At 59.5% G+C, this 20,034-nt stretch carries 22 protein-coding genes; 5 read left to right on the top strand and 17 right to left on the bottom strand.

The genetic code is table 11. From position 1 onward, the window contains the following. Positions 1-39 precede the first annotated feature (39 nt). The 13 genes from tolB to BFQ04_RS01875 all read right to left on the bottom strand — a co-directional run bounded on the left by tolB (position 40) and on the right by BFQ04_RS01875 (position 10,861). Complete coding sequence (gene tolB, locus BFQ04_RS01935; RefSeq protein WP_065887603.1) at positions 40-1,320, bottom strand: Tol-Pal system beta propeller repeat protein TolB; 1,281 nt, start codon at positions 1,318-1,320, stop codon at positions 40-42. A 17-nt stretch (positions 1,321-1,337) separates the two neighbouring features. Continuing rightward, entirely contained in the window at positions 1,338-2,411 is a 1,074-nt protein-coding gene (gene tolA / locus BFQ04_RS01930) for a cell envelope integrity protein TolA (RefSeq protein ID WP_034115767.1), read from the bottom strand. Further along, positions 2,411-2,863, bottom strand: a complete 453-nt coding sequence (tolR, locus tag BFQ04_RS01925) for a protein TolR (protein ID WP_161793227.1) — start codon at positions 2,861-2,863, stop codon at positions 2,411-2,413. Before tolR ends, tolA begins: the two co-directional genes overlap by 1 nt. Positions 2,864-2,886: 23 nt before the next feature. Then, complete coding sequence (tolQ, locus tag BFQ04_RS01920) at positions 2,887-3,582, bottom strand: protein TolQ (protein ID WP_015885609.1); 696 nt, start codon at positions 3,580-3,582, stop codon at positions 2,887-2,889. Position 3,583: 1 nt separating this feature from the next. Next, positions 3,584-4,039 (bottom strand): tol-pal system-associated acyl-CoA thioesterase, encoded by a 456-nt coding sequence (gene ybgC / locus BFQ04_RS01915; protein ID WP_065949333.1) that lies wholly within the window; start codon positions 4,037-4,039, stop codon positions 3,584-3,586. A gap of 250 nt (positions 4,040-4,289) precedes the next feature. After that, positions 4,290-5,348, bottom strand: coding sequence for a Holliday junction branch migration DNA helicase RuvB (ruvB, locus tag BFQ04_RS01910; RefSeq protein ID WP_065949332.1), 1,059 nt, complete (start codon positions 5,346-5,348; stop codon positions 4,290-4,292). Beyond that, positions 5,349-5,960, bottom strand: a complete 612-nt coding sequence (ruvA, locus tag BFQ04_RS01905; protein WP_003175802.1) for a Holliday junction branch migration protein RuvA — start codon at positions 5,958-5,960, stop codon at positions 5,349-5,351. 66 nt (positions 5,961-6,026) lie between these two features. Then, positions 6,027-6,551: a crossover junction endodeoxyribonuclease RuvC gene (gene ruvC, locus BFQ04_RS01900; RefSeq protein WP_019821257.1), complete on the bottom strand. Its 525-nt coding sequence runs from the start codon at positions 6,549-6,551 to the stop codon at positions 6,027-6,029. Positions 6,552-6,707: 156 nt separating this feature from the next. After that, complete coding sequence (locus BFQ04_RS01895; RefSeq protein ID WP_065949331.1) at positions 6,708-7,454, bottom strand: YebC/PmpR family DNA-binding transcriptional regulator; 747 nt, start codon at positions 7,452-7,454, stop codon at positions 6,708-6,710. A 135-nt stretch (positions 7,455-7,589) separates the two neighbouring features. Then, complete coding sequence (gene aspS / locus BFQ04_RS01890) at positions 7,590-9,365, bottom strand: aspartate--tRNA ligase (protein WP_065949330.1); 1,776 nt, start codon at positions 9,363-9,365, stop codon at positions 7,590-7,592. Between the two features lie 108 nt (positions 9,366-9,473). Beyond that, a complete protein-coding gene (locus BFQ04_RS01885) occupies positions 9,474-9,695 on the bottom strand; it encodes an FmdB family zinc ribbon protein (protein ID WP_065949329.1) in 222 nt (73 codons plus the stop codon). Between the two features lie 172 nt (positions 9,696-9,867). Continuing rightward, positions 9,868-10,206, bottom strand: a complete 339-nt coding sequence (locus BFQ04_RS01880) for a ribbon-helix-helix domain-containing protein (protein ID WP_065949328.1) — start codon at positions 10,204-10,206, stop codon at positions 9,868-9,870. Between the two features lie 181 nt (positions 10,207-10,387). Next, positions 10,388-10,861, bottom strand: a complete 474-nt coding sequence (locus BFQ04_RS01875) for a Dps family protein (protein WP_003193874.1) — start codon at positions 10,859-10,861, stop codon at positions 10,388-10,390. A gap of 427 nt (positions 10,862-11,288) precedes the next feature. Here BFQ04_RS01875 and BFQ04_RS30210 point away from each other — a divergent pair, with 427 nt between their 5' ends. Continuing rightward, positions 11,289-11,891, top strand: coding sequence for a cold-shock protein (locus tag BFQ04_RS30210; protein WP_005790922.1), 603 nt, complete (start codon positions 11,289-11,291; stop codon positions 11,889-11,891). 71 nt (positions 11,892-11,962) lie between these two features. Here BFQ04_RS30210 and BFQ04_RS01865 read toward each other — a convergent pair whose 3' ends face one another. Then, entirely contained in the window at positions 11,963-12,169 is a 207-nt protein-coding gene (locus BFQ04_RS01865; protein ID WP_065949327.1) for a SlyX family protein, read from the bottom strand. A 3-nt stretch (positions 12,170-12,172) separates the two neighbouring features. Next, entirely contained in the window at positions 12,173-12,598 is a 426-nt protein-coding gene (locus BFQ04_RS01860; RefSeq protein WP_065949326.1) for an HIT domain-containing protein, read from the bottom strand. 742 nt (positions 12,599-13,340) lie between these two features. Here BFQ04_RS01860 and BFQ04_RS01855 point away from each other — a divergent pair. Next, a complete protein-coding gene (locus BFQ04_RS01855) occupies positions 13,341-14,621 on the top strand; it encodes an OprD family porin (protein WP_065949325.1) in 1,281 nt (426 codons plus the stop codon). 212 nt (positions 14,622-14,833) lie between these two features. Here BFQ04_RS01855 and BFQ04_RS01850 read toward each other — a convergent pair whose 3' ends face one another. Both BFQ04_RS01850 and BFQ04_RS01845 read right to left on the bottom strand, forming a co-directional pair. Then, positions 14,834-15,676, bottom strand: coding sequence for a mechanosensitive ion channel family protein (locus BFQ04_RS01850; RefSeq protein ID WP_065949324.1), 843 nt, complete (start codon positions 15,674-15,676; stop codon positions 14,834-14,836). Between the two features lie 137 nt (positions 15,677-15,813). Next, positions 15,814-16,299, bottom strand: a complete 486-nt coding sequence (locus tag BFQ04_RS01845) for a YajQ family cyclic di-GMP-binding protein (RefSeq protein WP_003193880.1) — start codon at positions 16,297-16,299, stop codon at positions 15,814-15,816. Between the two features lie 123 nt (positions 16,300-16,422). On the opposite strand from BFQ04_RS01845, the gene BFQ04_RS01840 reads away from it, so the two are divergent. From BFQ04_RS01840 to BFQ04_RS01830, 3 genes are read left to right on the top strand one after another with little or no spacing between them, the layout of a single operon-like run. After that, on the top strand, positions 16,423-17,340 hold the full coding sequence (locus BFQ04_RS01840) for a putative 2-dehydropantoate 2-reductase (RefSeq protein ID WP_065949323.1): 918 nt from the start codon (positions 16,423-16,425) through the stop codon (positions 17,338-17,340). A 45-nt stretch (positions 17,341-17,385) separates the two neighbouring features. Beyond that, complete coding sequence (locus tag BFQ04_RS01835; protein ID WP_065949450.1) at positions 17,386-19,422, top strand: sensor histidine kinase; 2,037 nt, start codon at positions 17,386-17,388, stop codon at positions 19,420-19,422. Positions 19,423-19,424: 2 nt separating this feature from the next. Next, the gene (locus tag BFQ04_RS01830; RefSeq protein ID WP_065887594.1) at positions 19,425-20,003 is read left to right on the top strand and encodes a cob(I)yrinic acid a,c-diamide adenosyltransferase; all 579 of its coding nucleotides are present in this window, start codon (positions 19,425-19,427) and stop codon (positions 20,001-20,003) included. Positions 20,004-20,034 lie beyond the last annotated feature (31 nt).

Genomic DNA, 20,034 nt, shown 5'->3' with positions numbered 1-20,034 from the left:
AACCCCAGTGTGTTAAGTACTTCTTTTTGTAGCGCCGCGTCAGTTCAGGTAAGGGGACCAGGATGGTTCTCTGACTTCGCCTTGTGCGGTAGGAAGCGGGAGCCTTACGCGTCCGTTGATGGACACGAGCATCAAGACTCCCCGGCCCTGCTGGCGGGTGGCGTAGATTACCATGGTGCCGTTGGGCGCAACAGTGGCTGACTCATCAAGGTTGGTATCTGTAAGGATTTTCACGGTTCCGCGCTGCAAATCCTGGGCCGCAACCCGGAAATTAGTGAAACCATCCTGACGGTGAATCATTACCAACGTCTTTTCATCGGCCGAAAGCTTGGGATTGGCGTTGTAGTTACCAATAAATGTCACACGTTCCGCGCCGCCACCGTTCACATTTGCCTTGTAGACCTGAGGCTTGCCGCCACGGTCAGAGGTGAAATAGATGGTCGAACCATCTTTACCCCAGAACGGTTCGGTGTTGATACCTGGGCCGCTGGTCACACGCGAGAGCTGACGCGAGGCCATGTTCATCACGTAGATATCCGGGTTGCCGTCCTTGGACAGCACGAATGCCAGGCGCGAACCATCCGGCGACCAGGCCGGTGCACCGTTGAGGCCTTCGAAGTTGGTGATCTGCTCACGACGGCCGGTATCGATGTGCTGGACGAAGATACGTGGACGCTTCTGTTCGAACGATACGTAGGCAATACGCTTGCCGTCCGGCGCGAAGCGCGGCGACAGGATCGGCTCACGCGACTGCAACAAGGTCACTGCACGCGCACCGTCGTAGTCCGAACGCTGCAGGGTGTAGCGAGTGTTGTCTACAGAGAAACGCTCAGCCGTCACATACAACAGGCGCGTCGAGAACGCCCCTTTGATACCGGTGAGTTTTTCAAACGACTGGTCCGAAATGTAGTGGGCCATGTCACGCAGTTGTTCAGCGGTGCCGGAGACGTTGCCGGTCAGGACCTGCTGCTCGGTGGCCACGTTGAACAAGGTGTAGGTGATTTGCAGGCGACCGCCGGCCGGCGTGATGTTGCCGACCATCAGGTACTGCGCGCCCACCGCTTTCCAGTCACGGAACACGACTTCGCTGGCCTGGTTGGGCTGGCTGATCATGTTGCCCTTTGGAATCGGTGCGTAGTAGCCGGAATTGCGCAGGTCGTCGCTGACGATCTGGGCCATGTCATCCGGCAGCACGCTGCCGCCCTGCCAGCCGAACGGTACTACCGCGATCGGGGTGGCCCGATCGCTGCCGCTGGTAACCAGGATGTTCTTTTCATCCGCCGCCGCTATCCCTGCCATACAGCAAATAACGACAAGCATTCCTCGAAGAAGGTTTCTCACAAGGCTAGATCCTCAGGTGTGAATGTCATCTTGAATGAACGATAGGGAGCGAAGTCGCTTGGTTTCATTCCCTGCATCTCGGTCAACCGGCCAATATTCTTGACTGCGGCAACCGCCGAACTGTCGAACGAACCGTCACCACTGGACTTGGCCACGCTGACCGAAGTCACCGTACCGTCCGGCAACATGCCGATCTGCAGCACTACTGTCATGCCTTTACGTGCCGAAGGTGGACGTGTCCAGCCTTCCGCTGCCCGCGCCCGGATCAGGTCGTCAAAACTGCCCGCGACTTCATCGCCACGTTCATCGGCCAAGGCTTGCTGACGCTGCGGCGTGTCGGAAAGCAAATCTGCCAGGGCCTGGGCCTTTTTCTCTTCGGCGGATTTACGGGCTGCTTCCTGGGCCTTTTTCTTGGAGGCGTCGGCGGCAGCTTTCTTCTTCGCGTCGTCGGCGACTTTCTTCTTCGCCTCGTCTGCTTCAGCTTTTTTCTTGGCGTCTTCGGCGGCTTTCTTCTTCGCGTCTTCGACGATCTTTTTCTTGGCTTCCTCAGCGGCCTTTTTCTTGGCCTCTTCTTCGGCAGCTTTCTTGGCTTCTTCTTCGGACTTCTTCTTGGCTATATCAGCCAATTGTTTCTCTTCGGCCTTTTTGGCTTCGGCGGCTTTCTCGGCTTTCTTGGCTTCATCAGCCTTTTTCGCTTCGTCGGCTTTCTTGGCTTCGTCAGCCTTTTTCGATTCCTCGGCCTTTTGAGCCGCCTCTTCTTTCTTTTGTTCCGCAGCAGCCTTCACCGCTTCCTGCTCGACCTTCTTCTGTTCCATCTGCTCGACTTCGGTCTGGCGCGCAGCCGACTTCTGGGCCTCACCCGCAATCTTCTGATTGGTCTGGGTGGTGGCCTGACTTTTCGATTTCAGCTGATACAGGGTCGCCTGCACGATCGGCTTGGCTGGCGGCAGGTCCGGGGTCATGGCAAAGCTGACGAACAGCATGCCGAACACCAGCACGTGCAGGGCAATTGCCCACACGCCAGGCCAGAAGTAGCTTTCCGAGGCGGACGGCTCTCGCTGTTGCTGCATCAGGGTGCCTCGGTAATCAAGCCAACGTTACCCACGCCGGCCTTCTGCAGCCCGCCCATGGCGCCCATGACGGAACCGTAGTCGACCGACTTGTCACCGCGGATGAACACCTGGGTGTGCTTGCCGCCTTCGTTGCCGGAGCGAATGATCTTGGTCACGGCATCCGTCATCGCCGGCAAGGTCAAGGCCTTGTCCTGCTGCTTCTGCGTGTCGACTTCGCTGCCAAGGTTCCAGTAGTAGGTCTTGTCAGCCTTGATCGAAATGGTCAGGACCTGAGTGTTGTTGTCCTGCGGCAAGGCTTCACTGGAAACCTTGGGCAGATCAACCTTCACGCCCTGGTTGAGCATCGGCGCGGTCACCATGAAGATGACCAGCAGCACCAGCATCACGTCGATGTAGGGCACTACGTTCATCTCGGCGACCGGCTTGCGCTTTTTGCGAGCTCGAGCGATTAAAGCCATTGGGAATTACCTGCTTATTCTTCGCTGGTGTGCACTTTACGGTGCAGGATCGCCTGGAATTCATCGGCGAAGGTGTAGTAACGGCCGATCAAGGTTTCGCTGGTGGCGGCAAAACGGTTGTAGGCGATTACTGCGGGGATAGCGGCGAACAGGCCGATCGCGGTAGCGATCAGGGCTTCGGCAATGCCCGGGGCCACGGTGGCCAGGGTCGCCTGCTGGGCCTGGGCCAGACCGCGGAAGGAGTTCATGATGCCCCATACGGTACCGAACAGGCCGATGTACGGACTGACGGAGCCGACGGTCGCCAGGAACGGCAGGCTTTGCTCCAGCTTCTCTTCTTCGCGGGAGATGGCCACGCGCATGGCGCGGGCCACGCCTTCCATCACGGCTTCCGGATCAACGCCCGGCTGCTGGCGCAGGCGCGAGAACTCCTTGAAGCCGGCGCGGAAGATTTGCTCGACGCCCGAATCCGGGTCCGGATTGCTGCCGGCCTGGCGATACAGCTTGGACAGGTCGATACCCGACCAGAAGCGCTCCTCGAAGCTCTCCAGGGCGCGTCGACCGGCACGCAGCAAGTTGCTGCGCTGAAAAATCATGACCCAAGAGGTAACCGATGCGGCCACCAGGGTCAGCATGACCAGTTGCACCACGACACTGGCATTACTGACCAGGCTCCACATCGAGGAATGGTCGACGACGGTAGGTTCCACGCTAAATCTCCTGCTTTGATTGTTTACCCGCGCCGCTCACGGCAGCAAAGGCCGCACGTAGAGTTTCGGGAATGGCCCGAGGCTTCAAACTGTTGGTGCGTACACACGCCACCAGGAACTGCCCCTCACAGAGCAGCGTTGCATCCGTAGCCCGCCTGACCTGCTGCTTGAATCGCAGGCTGGCACGGTTCAATTCGACGACTTCAGCGCTGACCAGCAACTCATCGTCCAGTCGCGCCGGTGCGTGGTAACGCGCCTCGCTGGAATGCACGACGAATAACAGGTCCTCCCCTGCCAGCGTGGATTGGGCAAAGCCCAGCTCCCTGAGCCGCTCGGTTCGAGCCCGTTCCATGAATTTCAGGTAATTGACGTAATAAACGATGCCGCCGGCATCAGTGTCCTCGTAATAAACGCGACAGCGATGTGCGAACGACTGATCCCCGTTTTGCGCGCGCATACTCTAGTGCTTACTCCTCAGGTTGCCAATCCGGCTGGACAACTGTTTTTTCATTCCTGAAACTTTCTTCAGTGACTCAAATGACGACACCAGACACTGGGACAGCACAAAGCTCGGATAAATCACCCCACATGGCAAATACCCTGTAGGAGCGAGCTTGCTCGCGAAGGACCTGAGGCCGCCGCGTATAACCAGACACACTGCGTTATCGTTGGCGTTTTTCGCGAGCAAGCTCGCTCCTACAAATTTTTTAATCGTCCACTGCATCGAGAAATTCGTCTACCACAGGCATGTCTCCCAATCGTGACGGGATGTTTAGCCCAAAGTGCAGATAGGCATGCCGCGTCACCACCCTGCCCCGCGGCGTGCGCATGATGTAGCCCTGCTGGATCAGGTAGGGCTCCAGCACATCCTCGATGGTGTGACGCTCTTCACTGATGGCGGCAGCGAGGCTGTCCACGCCCACCGGGCCGCCGTCGAACTTCTCGATCATGGTCAGGAGCAGACGCCGGTCCTGATGATCGAAGCCATGTTCGTCCACATCCAGCAGATTCAAGGCCAGGTCCGCGACCGCCTTGGTGATATGCCCCTTGGCGCGCACCTCGGCAAAATCGCGCACACGGCGCAGCAAGCGGTTGGCGATCCGTGGTGTACCGCGGGCGCGCCGGGCGATTTCGAACGCGCCTTCCGGGTCCAGCGGCAGGCCAAGGATGCTCGCCGAACGGCTGACGATGGTCGCAAGGTCTGCCGTGCTATAGAACTCAAGACGTTGAACGATGCCGAAACGGTCTCGCAGCGGGTTGGTCAACATGCCCGCGCGGGTCGTGGCACCCACCAATGTGAACGGCGGCAGGTCGAGCTTGATTGAACGGGCCGCCGGGCCTTCACCGATCATGATGTCGAGCTGGAAGTCCTCCATCGCCGGGTACAGCACTTCCTCGACGATCGGCGACAGCCGGTGGATCTCATCGATGAACAGGACGTCGTGAGGCTCCAGATTGGTCAGCAACGCGGCCAGGTCGCCAGGGCGCTCCAGCACCGGGCCGGACGTGGACTTGATCGACACGCCCATTTCCTGGGCGATGATGTTGGCCAGGGTGGTCTTACCCAGGCCCGGCGGGCCGAAGATCAGCGTGTGATCCAGCGACTCACTGCGCCCGCGTGCGGCCTGGATGAACAGCTCCATCTGCTCGCGCACGGTGGGCTGGCCGATGTAGTCGGCCAGGCTCAGGGGGCGGATGGCGCGGTCCTGGACTTCTTCACGGTCGCGCGGACCGGTGGCCGCGATCAGACGATCAGCTTCTATCACTTAAATCATTCCCTTCAGGGCTCGGCGGATCATGTCTTCACTGCTCAGGTTCTTGTCCTTGATGGCCGATACCGCCTTGCTGGCCTCCTGCGGCTTGTAGCCCAGGGAAATCAACGCACTGACCGCATCGCTTTCGGCACTGGCGACCTGGCCTGCCGGCATATCCGGCTGGTTCGGTACCAGGGCGAACATGCTCGGCACCACTTCCCAGGCCTTGAAACGGTCCTTCAGTTCCACCAGCAGGCGCTCGGCGGTTTTCTTGCCCACACCCGGCACCTTGGTCAGGGCCGAGGTGTCCTGGGCTGAAACGGCACGTACCAGTTCATCCACTTCCAGGCTCGACATCAATGCCAGGGCCAATTTCGGCCCGACGCCGTTAAGCCGAATCAGCTCGCGGAAGAAGTCGCGGTCGCGCTTGCCGATGAAACCATAGAGCAGTTGCGCGTCTTCGCGCACGACTAAATGCGTGTGCAAGGTTATCGGCTCGCCGACCGAAGGCAAGCGGTACAAGGTGGTCATGGGCACTTCAAGCTCATAACCCAATCCATTCACATCCAGAATCAGGTGCGGCGGCTGTTTCTCAGCCAGGGTGCCGCGCAAGCGTCCAATCACGGTTCAGATCCTTAAAGCTTGGGGTCAGAGCAGGCCTGACCGGAAATAACGATTGCGATGATGCTATCAGAGACGCAGGCGTCCGCCACGACTGCGTGCCGCGCCCAAACCATGGGGCAGCAGGCTGGAGCGGGTGTGGGCGTGGCAAATGGCGATGGCCAGGGCGTCGGAGGCGTCGATCTGGGGTTTCGAGGTGAGTTTGAGCATGTGCATGACCATCATCTGCACCTGCTCTTTATTCGCCCCACCCGTACCCACGACGGCCTGCTTGACCTGGGTCGCGGTGTATTCGGCGATTTCCATGCCCTCCTCGGCCCCCGCCACGATGGCCGCACCACGCGCCTGGCCGAGCTTCAACGCCGAATCGGCATTCTTGGCCATAAAGACTTTTTCGATGCCCATGGTCACCGGACCGTAGGTCTGGATGACTTCCCGCACCCCGCGATAGACGATCTGCAGGCGTTCGGCCAATTCCCCCGCGCCGGTGCGGATGCAGCCCGAGGCGACATACACGCAGCCGCGCGGAGTCTGTTGCACCACGCCAAAACCGGTGATGCGCGAACCGGGGTCGATACCTAGGATTAAAGTCATAACGCCTGCGGATTAAATAAACATATTTTTTGATACACCGAGAACCCAATGTGGGAGGGGGCTTGCCCCCGATGGCGGTGGGTCAGTCACAAATGTGCCTACTGACACTCCCTCATCGGGGGCAAGCCCCCTCCCACATTTTGAACGACATTTTTCTCAGCCTAGCTGTTCAGCCACGGATTCCGGGATGTCGGCATTCGAATACACATTCTGCACATCATCCAGGTCTTCGAGCATATCCAGCAGCTTCAACACCTTCTGCGCACCGTCCAGGTCAAGTTCGGCGCTGGTGGTCGGCAGCATCACGATTTCCGCATCGGTGCCCTTGAAGCCTGCGGCTTCCAGGGTATTGCGCACTGAGTAGAAGCTGGCGAACGAGGTGAATACGTCAATAGAGCCATCTTCGTGGGTGACGACGTCGTCGGCGTCCGCCTCCATCGCCGCTTCCATCAGCGCGTCTTCATCCGTGCCCGGTGCAAAGGTAATCTGCCCCTTGCGCTCGAACAGGTAGGCCACCGAACCGTCGGTCCCCAGGTTGCCGCCGCACTTGCTGAAGGCATGGCGCACCGCTGCAGCGGTACGGTTGCGGTTGTCGGTCATGCATTCGACCATCACCGCCACGCCGCCCGGGCCGTAGCCTTCATAGGTCAATTCGACCATGTCGTCGGTATCGGCCGCACCAGCACCACGGGCCACGGCGCGGTCGATGATGTCGCGACTCATGTTGGCGCCCAGCGCCTTGTCCAGCGCCAGGCGCAGGCGCGGGTTGGAACCCGGGTCACCCCCACCCTGGCGGGCGGCGACGGTCAGTTCGCGAATCCACTTGGTGAAGATCTTGCCTTTCTTGGCATCCTGACGCTCTTTGCGGTGCTTGATGTTCGCCCACTTGGAATGGCCAGCCATAACACAACTCCGAAATTCTCTAGAAACCTATCAATCCCGCCGCCGGCGAGATTTCCCTCTTTCAAACGCAAAGGCGCATCCGAAGATGCGCCTTTTTGACTGCTTACAACCTTATCGCGCTTTCACGCAGCAGCCTTACTCAGCCTTCGGCGTCTCGCGCAGACGGATGTGCAGTTCGCGCAGTGCCTTGGCATCCACCACACCCGGGGCCTGGGTCATGACGTCCGCGGCGCTCTGGGTTTTCGGGAACGCAATCACTTCACGGATCGACTGGGCGCCGGTCATCAGCATCACCAGGCGGTCCAGGCCGAACGCCAGGCCACCGTGGGGCGGCGCACCGTATTTGAGCGCGTCGAGCAGGAAGCCGAACTTCTCTTCCTGTTCCGCTTCGTTGATGCCCAGCAGACGGAACACCGCTTGCTGCATCTCTTTGCGGTGGATACGGATCGAACCGCCACCCAACTCGGTGCCGTTGAGCACCATGTCGTAGGCACGGGACAGCGCGCCGGCCGGGTTGGCTTCCACCTCGGCCGGGGAGCACTTCGGCGCGGTGAACGGATGGTGCAAGGCGCTGAAGCTGCCGTCGTCGTTTTCTTCGAACATCGGGAAGTCGACAACCCACATCGGCGCCCATTCGCAGGTCAGCAGGCTCAGGTCGTGACCGAGCTTGATGCGCAGCGCGCCCAGGGCCTCGCTGACGATCTTGGCTTTGTCGGCACCGAAGAACACGATGTCGCCATCGACTGCACCGACGCGATCGAGGATCGCGTTGAGGTTGTCCAGCGGAATGTTTTTAACGATCGGCGATTGCAGGCCGTCAACGCCGTTGGCGCGCTCGTTGACCTTGATGTACGCCAGGCCCTTGGCACCGTAGATGCCGACGAACTTGGTGTAGTCGTCAATCTGCTTGCGCGGCATGCTCGCGCCGCCCGGCACGCGCAGGGCGGCGATGCGGCATTTCGGGTCATTGGCCGGGCCGCTGAACACCTTGAAGTCGACTTCTTTCAGCTGGTCGGCCACGTCCACCAGTTCCAGCGGGTTGCGCAGGTCCGGCTTGTCGGAACCGTAGCGGCGCATGGCTTCTTCGAAGGTCATGTGCGGGAAGTCACCGAATTCCAGGTCCAGCACTTCCTTGAACAGGTTGCGGATCATCTGTTCGGTGAGGCCCATGATCTCTTTTTCATTGAGGAAGCTGGTCTCAATGTCGATCTGGGTAAATTCAGGCTGGCGGTCGGCGCGCAGGTCTTCGTCACGGAAGCATTTGGCGATCTGGTAGTAACGGTCGAAGCCGGCCACCATCAGCAGTTGCTTGAACAATTGCGGCGATTGCGGCAGGGCGAAGAAACTGCCTGGGTGGGTACGGCTAGGCACCAGGTAGTCACGCGCACCTTCCGGGGTGGCGCGGGTCAGGATCGGGGTTTCGACGTCGAGGAAGCCGTTCTCGTCGAGGAAGCGGCGGATGCTGGTGGTCATGCGCGAGCGCAGACGCAGCTTCTCGGCCATTTCCGGGCGACGCAGGTCCAGGAAGCGATAGCGCAGGCGAGTTTCCTCGCCAACGTCGGAATATTCGTTGAGTGGGAACGGCGGGGTTTCCGACTCGTTCAGCACTTCCAGCTCATAGCCCAGCACTTCAATGCCGCCGGACGCCATGTTCTTGTTCACCGCACCGGCCGGGCGCAGGCGCACCTTGCCGGTAATCTTCACGACGTATTCGCTACGCACGCGGTCGGCGGCAGCGAAGCTCTCGGCGCGGTCGGGATCGAACACCACCTGGGCCAGACCATCACGATCACGGATATCGAGGAAGATCACCCCGCCGTGGTCGCGGCGACGGTGAACCCATCCGCAAAGGGTGATTTCCTGACCTTCCAGGGTCTCGTTCAATTGGCCGCAATAGTGGCTGCGCATCATGGTAGTGGTTTCACTTCTCGTAATTCGAAATTCGGTGGCAGGCCTGCCGCGCCACCGTACATTAAAGCAGGGGACGGATAATGCAGGAGCCTGCGCGTAGAGTTCAACTCAGTCTGCTTTGTCGCCGCCCGCCAGGTTCTTCTTGGCGCCGGTCTTGAAATCGGTCTCGTACCAGCCGCTGCCGCTCAGGCGGAAGCCCGGCATGGACAACATTTTTTTCAACTCAGGTGCCTGGCAGGCTGGGCAATCGACCAACGGCGCGGCGCTGATCTTCTGAATGACTTCCAACTGATGACCACAGGAAGCACATTGATAGTCGTACATGGGCATGGAGATGTCTCGGCGATCAGATCGTGACTGCGCCACGCCCTGCCGTTGTGCATATAGCCCGGCATGCGCAGCAAAGCGCGGGATTATATCTGGTAAATCGAGGCAGCGCAGCCGGCTTTCTGCCCGAGGCCCGGCCCGCCAGAAGGACGGGCCGGGCCCTGGAGCCATCCAGTCACACTGCCCCGGAGGCGCCAAGGCGATCTTTCAACAGGTGAACGACGCACACCACCCGCACCAGCCCGCTGAAGTTCTTCACACCGCCATAACGCAGATGCACTTCGCGGTCGACGTAGGACAACAACGCGCTGACCGAGCAGGTATTGATCCTGGCTATTTCCGTCAGGATATTCCAATAGATCTGTTCAAGCCGCAGGCACGTGGAAAACCCATTGAGGCGCACCGACCGCGATAAGGGTTTGGCGAGCCCCATGTCGAACCCTTTAGCGAAGGGATCGACCTTTATCTTGTGAAAACCACCGGTTTCCACGCCCTTACCCACTCCACATGACATACACCTGACACTCCCTTGCCAAACAGCAGTCCATGGGTTTGTCCCATTGGACGGTAGGCCTATAAAACCGCAGGAACACAAGAGCGGCCAGAAGACGCGGGAGCTGGGAGTCGTAGGACAACGCCAGGAAGTGCAGGGAAACCAGTGAGTGGCGCCCTGCAGACGCCACGCGGTTCGACGATTACTGGTTTTCGAGCAGCGAGCGCAGCATCCAGGCAGTTTTTTCGTGCACTTGCATACGCTGGGTCAACAGGTCCGCCGTCGGTTCATCGCTGACTTTGTCGAGCAACGGGAAAATGCCACGTGCGGTGCGAGTGACGGCCTCTTGGCCGGCCACCAGCTGCTTGATCATCTCTTCGGCGCTCGGCACACCCTCTTCTTCCTTGATCGAAGACAGGCGGGCATAGATCGAGTAGGCACCCGGCGCCGGGAAGCCCAGGGCACGGATCCGCTCGGCAATGGAATCCACCGCCAGCGCCAGTTCGTTGTACTGCTCCTCGAACATCAGGTGCAGCGTACGAAACATGGGACCCGTGACGTTCCAGTGGAAGTTGTGGGTCTTCAGATACAGTACATAGGTATCGGACAGCAACCGCGAAAGTCCGTCGACGATGGATTTACGGTCTTCTTCACTGATACCAATATCGATTGCCATGTTTTTCCCCTTCAATTGATGAGCATTCATTGATCAGGTGCAGGACCACTCTAGCAAGAGTGCGGGCCTCGTGCAGCCCGGCACGTCCAGGCGATGTGCGGCAAATCGCCCCGCATCGCTTGCGAGGCAGCGGCCGGCGAGCCTGTTGTCCTGTAGGAAAACGCTCGAAAGGCCGCTCAAATTACCTGCACCCGTCTAGGACAAGCCTTCGGCGCAAAAATGCCGCCGCGATTGCAACACCCCGAAATGCTTGATTTGAGTAGGCACAGCCTTTGCTGTTAAATAGGCGCCGTGTGGCTGCCGTTCATTTCTGCGGCACGCCTCATAGGCTGATACCCGCGCACGTGCTCAACGCCTCCCATTGTTCAGAAGCGAACCGTGCCAGTCAGCTCTTCCTTGTGATCCGTCTTAACGTGAGTTAATCAAAATGTTGAAAATCGTCCACCTGCTAACGGGCGTTGCAGCTTTGCTGCTGTCCTTTATCCCGAGCCTGCAGCCTGAAAGCCTGCCCTACCTGCAACAACACGACGCTCTATACCTGGCCTTGTTCGGCCTTCTCAACCTGACACTGGCACCGGTAATTCCTTACTGGAACAAAGGCACGCGTCATCAACTGCAAAACCTGGTCAGCGCGCTGCTGGTACTGACCGTTGTCGTTCAAACCCTCACCCTGCTGGCACCCATGCCTGAAGTGGGCGGCCACCCGGCCATCCTGCTCAGCCTGGTGATTGCGGTGGTCGCCATCGTTCTTCACCTGGCCATCAGCTTCTACCGTTCGTCCCCAGCGGCCGCGTCGCAAAATTACGACATGACCAACCGGGATACCGGGACCGTCAAGTGGTTCAATACCTCCAAAGGCTTCGGCTTCATTTCGCGCGACTCGGGCGACGATATCTTCGTCCACTTCCGGGCTATCCGCGGTGAAGGCCACCGCGTCCTGGTCGAAGGCCAGCGCGTGGAGTTCTCGGTGATGAACCGCGACAAAGGCCTGCAAGCTGAAGATGTAATCGCTGCCCTGCCGCGTCGCTGATTCCAGCCTGCGCTGCAAAAAAAACCGCGATCCGGCGTTGGCTGGATCGCGGTTTTTTATTGCGCGCTCATTCAATAGTGCGGCGGCGGTGCTTCTTCTTCCGAGGTTTCAAACTGGCCGCCCATCTCTTCCTGGCGCTTGAGCAACGCGATCATCTGCAATTGCAGGCGCTCCACGGCTTGCTGTTGGGCGACCAGAATGTCATTGAGGGTTTCGATGGTGTCGTCCTGGAAGGCCAGGCGGCTTTCCAGATCGGTGACGCGTTCTTGCAGGTCCATGGTTCAGTCCTGGGTAAAAATGAAGTCGGCGGGCAGTAATTCACGCAATCGACTGCGGATCGCCACCACTTGCTCCGCGCTGTAGGGACGGGCCGGATGCTTGCCCCACACCGGCGCCGGCCAGGCTGCGTCATCGCGCTTGCGCACGATCACATGCACATGCAACTGGCTGACGACGTTGCCCAGCGCGCCGATGTTCATCTTGTCGGCGGCCAGGCCTTCGTTCAGCAGCTGTGCGAGGCTCGTCGTTTCCTGCCACATCGTCTGTTGATCGGCGACATCCAGCTGAAACACTTCGCTGATACCGTTGACACGCGGTACCAGGATGAACCAGGGGTAATTCGCATCATTGGAGAGCAGCAGGCGGCAAAGCGGAAAGTCCCCGATGGCCAATGTGTCTTGTTGCAGGCGTTGATCTAAAGCGAACACGTAGGCACTCCGTTCGGCAGGTCAATTCAGGCGCCCAGCATAACGCCGAATGCTCACGGCTTCACGGTGAATGCGCAGGAAGCCTTGAGGCAAATGGATCGCCTGCACGCACCCTTTCGAGGCAGCGGGACACTTGAACCACCCTAACTCGGGCTTCGAAGGGATGCACCAAAATGACCCAGCCGTGCCTCAAAGAGGTCCAGCACCTACCCACTTGGAGGGTCAATAGGTAACGTTTTGCTCAGGTGCGGGTTTGGTGGCCTACCAAAAGGGGGTAACACCCGCGCGCCAAGCGAGAACCAAACGGTTTAAAAAGCCCGTGCTTATGCGGTTTTTACATTCCCGTAACGTTTTTCACGAAAAAATGACATTCGGTCAGTGCTTTGTGCACGCTTGTTGCATTCACCTCACTATCGTCGGCAACGACACTGGGTGGATGCCAGGGTTTCGCGATAGGAAACAATAGCGTTTCGATGTGTACCAGGGATGAGTTTCAAACTTTTAACCCGTTTGAAGAGAACATTGAAGTTGTCAGCCGGGTGATAGCCGGGCTGTGATTTGCGACACGGAGCTAGCAATTTACGACAGCCTCGTAAAGAAGCTGAAAGGATAGTTGAGTCAGTATCGTCAATAGAGCCGGCGTGAGATAACTTTGCGCCGACACAAATAAAGAAAGAGCCGCCCAGATAAAAATACAGGTGGGACGGCAGTACTCTTCCTAAAACCAAAGGAGCAAATCACGATGCGCGTGATGAAGTGGAGCATGATCGCCCTGGCTGTTTCAGCAGGCACCTCGCAGTTCGCAATGGCGTCCGCCCAGGACGATTCCAAGGGCTTTGTTGAAGACAGCACTTTCAGCATCAATACTCGCGCTCTGTACTTCAGCCGCGACTTCCGTAACAACCCGTCGGGCCCGGGCTCCAAGAGCCGTGCCGAAGAAACCGGCCTGGGCTTCAACGCCTTGTACGAATCGGGCTTCACCCAGGGCACCGTGGGTGTCGGTGTCGACGTGATCGGCCTGATGGGCCTCAAGCTCGACAGCGGCAAGGGCCGCGCCGGCACCGGCCTGTTCCCCACCGGTTCCGACGGTCGCTCGCAAGACGAATATTCCAAAGGCGGCGGCGCGGTCAAGTTCCGTATCTCCAATACCGTGCTGAAAATCGGTGACCAGTACACTACGGCACCGGTCTTCGCCTCCGATGACAGCCGTCTGCTGCCCGAGCTGCCACAGGGCATCTCGATCACCAGCAACGAGATCAAGGGCCTGAAGCTCGAAGGCGGTCACTTCACTTCCAGCGTCGCGCAGAGCCAGACTTACCACGACAGCCTGGGCCTGACGAAGACCGACTTTGTCGGCGGCGTCTATGCCTTCACGCCTGAAGTCACCGGTAGCCTGTACTACGCGAAAACCGAAGATTACTTCCGCAAGTACTACAGCAACCTGAACTGGACCCATGCCCTGAGCGATGACCAGTCGTTCGCGCTGGACTTCAACATCTACGACACCAAGAGCGATGGTGCCGGCCTGCAGCGCGCCGAGAAAGATGGCGTGACCAAGCTCGACAACCGCGCATTCAGCTTGCAGGGCGCGTACACCATCGGCGCTCACACCTTTACCCTGGCTGCGCAGAAGGTTACCGGCGACGGCGACTACGGCTATGGCGTAGATGGCGGCGGCACCGTGTTCCTGGCCAACTCCATCGCCCGTTCCGACTTCAACGCCGAAGGCGAGAAGTCCTACCAGGCGCGTTACGACATCAACATGGCGACCTTCGGCATTCCCGGCCTGAGCTTCATGACCCGTTACGTCACCGGTAGCGGCGCCAACACGGCCACCACCAGCAACGGTAAAGAGTGGGAACGTGACATCGAAGCCAAGTACGTGATCCAGAGCGGCCCGGCTAAAAACCTCAGCCTGCGTCTGCGTCAAGCGACCTATCGTTCCGGTGACGGCGTTTACTACGGTTCGCCTTCGATCGACGAACTGCGTCTGATCGCGAACTACCCGCTGAACATCCTGTAATCGCGCAAGCCGTTGCAACGATGACTTGAGGTTTCGACCTTGAATAAAAAGCCGCTCCCCTATTACAAGGGAGCGGCTTTTTTATGGCAGTTATATTTCAACGGACAAGTAACTAGCAAGCTAAGTAACTATTCAGTCAAGCCATCCAATAACGCTATTCCACTGTTGCATTTAAGCTGACCTATCGGCCAACTTAAATGCGGCACTGCTTATCACTTCGCCGGGGCTTCCTGCATCACGCGAATAACGCGCTGCGGGAACGGAATATCAATGTTCGCCGCTTTCAAACGGTCGCGCGCCAGTTCATTGAGCATGAACACAACATCCCAGTAATCCGCAGTTTTGGTCCAGCAACGCAGCGAAACGGTGATGGAGCTATCGCCCAGGGTCGATACCACTGCAGCGGGGGCCGGGTCGGCCAGTACGCGCGGGTCTTTGGCCAGTTCCAGCAACACTTCACGGGCTTTCTGCAGGTCAGCCTCGTAGTCCACGCCTACATCGAACACCACCTTGCGAGTCGGCTGGCGGTTGGTGTTGGTGATGATGCCGTTGGACAGGATGCCGTTCGGCACGATTACGGTCTTGTTGTCGCCGGTACGCAGCACCGTGTGGAAAATCTGGATACTGTCGACGGTCCCCGAGGTGCCCTGGGCTTCGATCCAGTCACCGATGCGAAACGGGCGGAACAGCAGAATCAGCACGCCGCCGGCGAAGTTGGCCAGGCTGCCTTGCAATGCCAGGCCGATCGCCAGGGTAGCCGCACCGATGGCGGCGACGAACGAGGTGGTTGCCACGCCGATCATCGACGCCACGCTGACGATCAGCATGACTTTCAGCGCAATGTTCGCAAGGCTGGTGATGAAGTGCTGCAGCGCCAGGTCGGCGTTACGCAGCGCCAGCAGGCGCCCTACGCGGTGGGTAAACACGTTGATCAACCACCAACCGATGGCCAGGGTGATAACGGCCAGCAGTACCCGGCTGCCATATTCCATGATCATCGGGATCCAGGACTGCGAGGTCTTGATCAAGTGATCCACTTCTGCGTTTAAATCCATGTAGCTTCTCCTGTCTTAGCGGATATGCGGCTTGATTGACTGCCTGAAAACGCAATTGAGCCCCGTAGGGCTCAATTGTAGGCGCCGATTCTGCGCCGTGGGACGTCAAAAACGCCCACAGGTTCCCCAAACTGCCATCAGTCGCGGAAGTTATTGAACTGCAGCGGCATGTCGAAGGTCTTGGCGCGCAGGGCCGCAATGGCCTCTTGCAGGTCATCACGCTTCTTGCCGGTGACACGTACCTGCTCGCCCTGGATGGCAGCCTGGACCTTCAGCTTGGCATCCTTGATGTGGGCGACGATCTTCTTCGCCAGTTCCTTGTCGATGCCTTCCTTGAGCACGGCTTCCTGCTTCATCAGCTTGCCGGAAGCGTAAGCGTCCTTGACTTCAAGGCACTGCACGTCGATCTTGCGCTTGACCAGGGCCAGCTTGAGGATTTCGATCATCGCTTCCAGCTGGAAATCGGCTTCAGCGGTCAGGTTGACGGTCAGTTCCTTTTCCTTGAATTCGAAGCTGCCCTTGCCTTTCAAGTCATAGCGACGGTCCAGTTCCTTGACGGCGTTTTCGACGGCGTTGGTGACTTCGTGTTTGTCCAGTTCGGATACCACGTCGAACGAAGGCATGTCATTTCTCCAATATAAGGGGCGGGCTCAGTAGAGATGGAGCGCGCCCGAGCTAAAATGCCGGGGCATTATAGCGGTTCTTTCGCCGCGTTCACCGCTGGCGACCCTAAGGAGCACACACTGATGGCGACCACCTGGCATATTCTCGGCGCCGGTAGCCTGGGCACCCTCTGGGCCACGCGGTTGGCGCGGGCGGGTGTGCCGGTGCGGCTTATCCTGCGCGATCAGGCGCGCCTGGCCAGCTATGCGTCGGGGGCGGGCCTGACCCTGGTTGAACAAGGCATTGCGCACACCTACCGGGTCACCGGCGAAACGCCCGACAGTCCCGAACCAATCCATCGCCTGCTGGTGGCGTGCAAAGCCTACGATGCCCAAAGCGCCGTCGCACAGGTGCAACATCGCCTGGTGCCCGACGCGGAACTGATCCTGCTGCAAAACGGCCTCGGCAGCCAGGATGCGGTGGCCGCGCAGTTGCCGCAGGCGCGTTGCATCTTTGCCTCCAGCACCGAAGGCGCGTTCCGCGATGGCGAGTGGCGCGTGGTATTTGCCGGCCACGGCTACACCTGGCTGGGGGACACGGCGCACCCCACCGCGCCGCAGTGGCTGGCGGACTTGCAGGCCGCTGCCATTCCCCATGAATGGAGCGCCGATATCCTTACGCGACTGTGGCGCAAGCTGGCGCTCAATTGCGCGATCAACCCGCTGACCGTGCTTTACCAGTGCCGCAACGGAGGCCTGCAGGCTCATCAATGCGAAGTCGCCACCTTGTGCGCCGAATTGACCGAACTGCTGGAGTGGTGCGGCCAGCCTGCGGCTGCGCAGGATTTGCACAGTGAAGTGCAGCGGGTGATCCAGGCCACTGCGGCCAACTACTCGTCCATGTACCAGGACGTGGCGAACGCGCGGCGTACCGAAATCAGCTACTTACTGGGCTACGCCTGCCAGGCGGCCGCCCGCCATCGACGGGTGCTGCCGCATCTGCAGCAGGTGCAGGCGCGTTTGATCGAGCACTTGGTTGCACGCCGATTGCCCCGCGACTGAGGCACGCGCTACCCTGCCTTATGTCTATTGCCTGCGAAAAACCTGATGCCACTGCGCCAGCGTCTTGAAAACTTACCGGTAGGGCAGAAATTGCTGGCCGCCCTGCTGGTACTGCTGACCACCGTATTACTGGTGGCCAACCTGACCTTTATCAGCGCCGCCTACTGGATCTCCCAGGAAAGCATGGCGCCCCAGGCCTTGCAGGCCATCGGTCGACTGGTGTCCAACCCGGCACTCGCCGCCGAAGCCCTTCAATCCCCGGCCAAGGCCAACGCGCTGCTCAATGAACTGACCAGCTATTCACCGTTGCGCGCCGCCGCTCTGTACGACGGCGAGGGCAATCGTCTGGCGCATATGCAGCACGGCGACCGCCTGCACCTGCCCGACAACTATCGGCATATCGAGGCCTGGCGCATCACCGAGTTTCGCAGCAATCAGGTCATCAGCCTGCCCCGCGCCGGCCAGCCGTCAGGGCATTTACTGCTGGTGGCCAGCAGTGAGCTACCGGTGGCGTTCTATACCGGCACCCTGACCGCGAGCCTGGGCATCCTGATTTTCAGCGTCTTGCTGTGGCTGGTGATTGCCCGGCAGATCAAACGCCTGATCACCCGCCCCATCCATGAGCTCGAAGAACTGTCACGCCAGGTGACGCGCGAAGAGAACTACGCCCTGCGCGCAGGCCCCGGCAACCATGACGAAATCGGCAGCCTGGCGGAAGCGTTCAACACCATGCTGTCGCGCATCGAGGCCCGTGAACAACAGCTCAAACGTGCACGGGATGATTCCCAGGCCGCCTACGACCAGGCCCAGGGCCTGGCTGAAGAGACCCGCCATACCAACCGCAAGCTGGAACTGGAAGTCCAGGTGCGCAGCAAAATCGAGAAAAAGCTCACCGGTTTTCAGAATTACCTGAACAGCATTATCGACTCAATGCCTTCGGCGCTGATTGCCCTGGACGAACAGCTCTACGTCACTCAGTGGAATCAGGAAGCCACTGCGCTTTCCGGCACGCGCCTGGATGAAGCGCTCAATCAACCGATCTTCCTCGCATTCCAACCGCTCAAGCCGTACCTGCCGCAGATCAAGGCCACGGTGGAACAGCACACGGTGGAGCGGATCGAGCGGGTCACCTGGGTCAAGGACGACGAGCCAAAGCATTACGCCCTGACGTTCTACCCGTTGATGGGCGGTGCCGGGCGTGGCGTGGTGATTCGCATCGACGACATCACCCAGCGCCTGTCCCTGGAAGAAATGATGGTGCAATCGGAAAAAATGCTGTCGGTGGGCGGCCTGGCTGCCGGCATGGCCCATGAAATCAACAATCCGTTGGGCGCGATCCTGCACAACGTGCAAAACATCCGGCGCCGCCTGTCACCCGACCTGCCCAGGAACCTGGAACACGCCGAACAGGCAGGTATCGAACTGGAAACGGTCAACCGTTACCTGCAAGCGCGCGAAGTCCCGCAATTACTCGACGGCATTCAACAGGCGGGTGCGCGTGCAGCGAAAATCGTCACGCACATGCTCAGCTTCAGCCGGCGCAGCAATCGGCAAATGGCCCCCTGCGACCTGCCGGCCCTGATCGACCAGGCCGTGGAGATCGCCGGTAACGATTTCGACCTGGCCATCGGTTTTGACTTCAAGGGCCAGGCGATCATCCGCCAATTCGACCCGCAACTGGGCCCGGTGCCCGGCACGGCCAACGAACTGGAGCAAGTGCTGCTCAACCTGCTGAAAAACGCCGCCCAGGCGATTCACTTGCGTGAAGACGACAGCGAACCGGGGCGCATCATCCTGCGCACCCGCCTCAACCCGCCCTGGGCCGAGATCCAGGTGGAAGACAATGGCATCGGCATGAGCGAAAACGTGCGCAAACGCACCTTCGAGCCGTTCTTCACCACCAAGGAAATAGGCCAGGGCACCGGGCTTGGGCTGTCGGTGTCTTACTTCATCATTACCAATAACCACAAGGGCCAGATGGAAGTGCACTCAACCCTCGGCCAAGGCACGTGTTTCACCTTGCGCCTGCCGCTGGCCGGCAGCCAATTATCCCCTGCTGAACTCACCCAACTGGAGCAATGACCATGGGCTTTCGCCTGTCGAAGATTTACACCCGCACCGGCGACCAGGGCGAAACCGGCCTCGGCGACGGCCGCCGCGTGCCCAAGGATCACCCCAGGGTGGAGGCCATTGGCGAGGTGGATACGCTGAACAGTCAGCTGGGGTTGCTCTTGGCCAACCTGGAAGAACAGAGCGGCAAGCACCCCGAATTGAACGATGTCATTGAAGTGCTCACGCCCTGTCAGCATCGATTGTTCGACCTCGGCGGCGAACTGGCGATGCCGGTGTACAAAGCGTTGACTGCAGCGGAAGTGGATCGGCTGGAAGCGGCCATTGATCGGTGGAACGAAGAGGTGGGGCCGCTGGAGAACTTTATCCTGCCCGGCGGTTCAGCACTGATCGCCCAGGCACATGTGTGCCGCAGCCTGGCGCGCAGTGCCGAACGTCGCTGTCAGCATTTGAATGCGGTGGAACCGTTGGAGGGGGTGGGGTTGGCGTATATCAATCGGTTGTCGGACTTGCTGTTCGTGGCGGCCAGGGTGATTGCCAGGCGCCAGGGGGTTGCTGAAGTGTTGTGGCAGGCGGCGGCCAAGCCACACTGATATTTTCCGGTGTCTGGCAGGGCCTCATCGG

This window comes from Pseudomonas sp. 37 R 15 (assembly GCF_900004865.1).
GTDB classification, from domain to species: Bacteria; Pseudomonadota; Gammaproteobacteria; order Pseudomonadales; family Pseudomonadaceae; genus Aquipseudomonas; species Aquipseudomonas fluorescens_AM.
The sequence above is the reverse complement of the archived record's forward strand: the minus strand, read 5'-3'. Positions and strand labels throughout refer to the sequence as shown.

What these genes read in the sequence shown, in the direction of transcription:
- tolB (WP_065887603.1), bottom strand. Translation starts at nt 1,320, where the DNA reads ATGCTTGTCGTTATTTGCTGTATGGCAGGGATAGCGGCGGCGGATGAA.
- tolA (WP_034115767.1), bottom strand. Translation starts at nt 2,411, where the DNA reads ATGCAGCAACAGCGAGAGCCGTCCGCCTCGGAAAGCTACTTCTGGCCT.
- ybgC (WP_065949333.1), bottom strand. Translation starts at nt 4,039, where the DNA reads ATGCGCGCGCAAAACGGGGATCAGTCGTTCGCACATCGCTGTCGCGTT.
- ruvC (WP_019821257.1), bottom strand. Translation starts at nt 6,551, where the DNA reads ATGACTTTAATCCTAGGTATCGACCCCGGTTCGCGCATCACCGGTTTT.
- BFQ04_RS01895 (WP_065949331.1), bottom strand. Translation starts at nt 7,454, where the DNA reads ATGGCTGGCCATTCCAAGTGGGCGAACATCAAGCACCGCAAAGAGCGT.
- aspS (WP_065949330.1), bottom strand. Translation starts at nt 9,365, where the DNA reads ATGATGCGCAGCCACTATTGCGGCCAATTGAACGAGACCCTGGAAGGT.
- BFQ04_RS01885 (WP_065949329.1), bottom strand. Translation starts at nt 9,695, where the DNA reads ATGCCCATGTACGACTATCAATGTGCTTCCTGTGGTCATCAGTTGGAA.
- BFQ04_RS01880 (WP_065949328.1), bottom strand. Translation starts at nt 10,206, where the DNA reads ATGTCATGTGGAGTGGGTAAGGGCGTGGAAACCGGTGGTTTTCACAAG.
- BFQ04_RS01875 (WP_003193874.1), bottom strand. Translation starts at nt 10,861, where the DNA reads ATGGCAATCGATATTGGTATCAGTGAAGAAGACCGTAAATCCATCGTC.
- BFQ04_RS30210 (WP_005790922.1), top strand. Translation starts at nt 11,289, where the DNA reads ATGTTGAAAATCGTCCACCTGCTAACGGGCGTTGCAGCTTTGCTGCTG.
- BFQ04_RS01865 (WP_065949327.1), bottom strand. Translation starts at nt 12,169, where the DNA reads ATGGACCTGCAAGAACGCGTCACCGATCTGGAAAGCCGCCTGGCCTTC.
- BFQ04_RS01855 (WP_065949325.1), top strand. Translation starts at nt 13,341, where the DNA reads ATGCGCGTGATGAAGTGGAGCATGATCGCCCTGGCTGTTTCAGCAGGC.
- BFQ04_RS01850 (WP_065949324.1), bottom strand. Translation starts at nt 15,676, where the DNA reads ATGGATTTAAACGCAGAAGTGGATCACTTGATCAAGACCTCGCAGTCC.
- BFQ04_RS01845 (WP_003193880.1), bottom strand. Translation starts at nt 16,299, where the DNA reads ATGCCTTCGTTCGACGTGGTATCCGAACTGGACAAACACGAAGTCACC.
- BFQ04_RS01840 (WP_065949323.1), top strand. Translation starts at nt 16,423, where the DNA reads ATGGCGACCACCTGGCATATTCTCGGCGCCGGTAGCCTGGGCACCCTC.
- BFQ04_RS01835 (WP_065949450.1), top strand. Translation starts at nt 17,386, where the DNA reads ATGCCACTGCGCCAGCGTCTTGAAAACTTACCGGTAGGGCAGAAATTG.
- BFQ04_RS01830 (WP_065887594.1), top strand. Translation starts at nt 19,425, where the DNA reads ATGGGCTTTCGCCTGTCGAAGATTTACACCCGCACCGGCGACCAGGGC.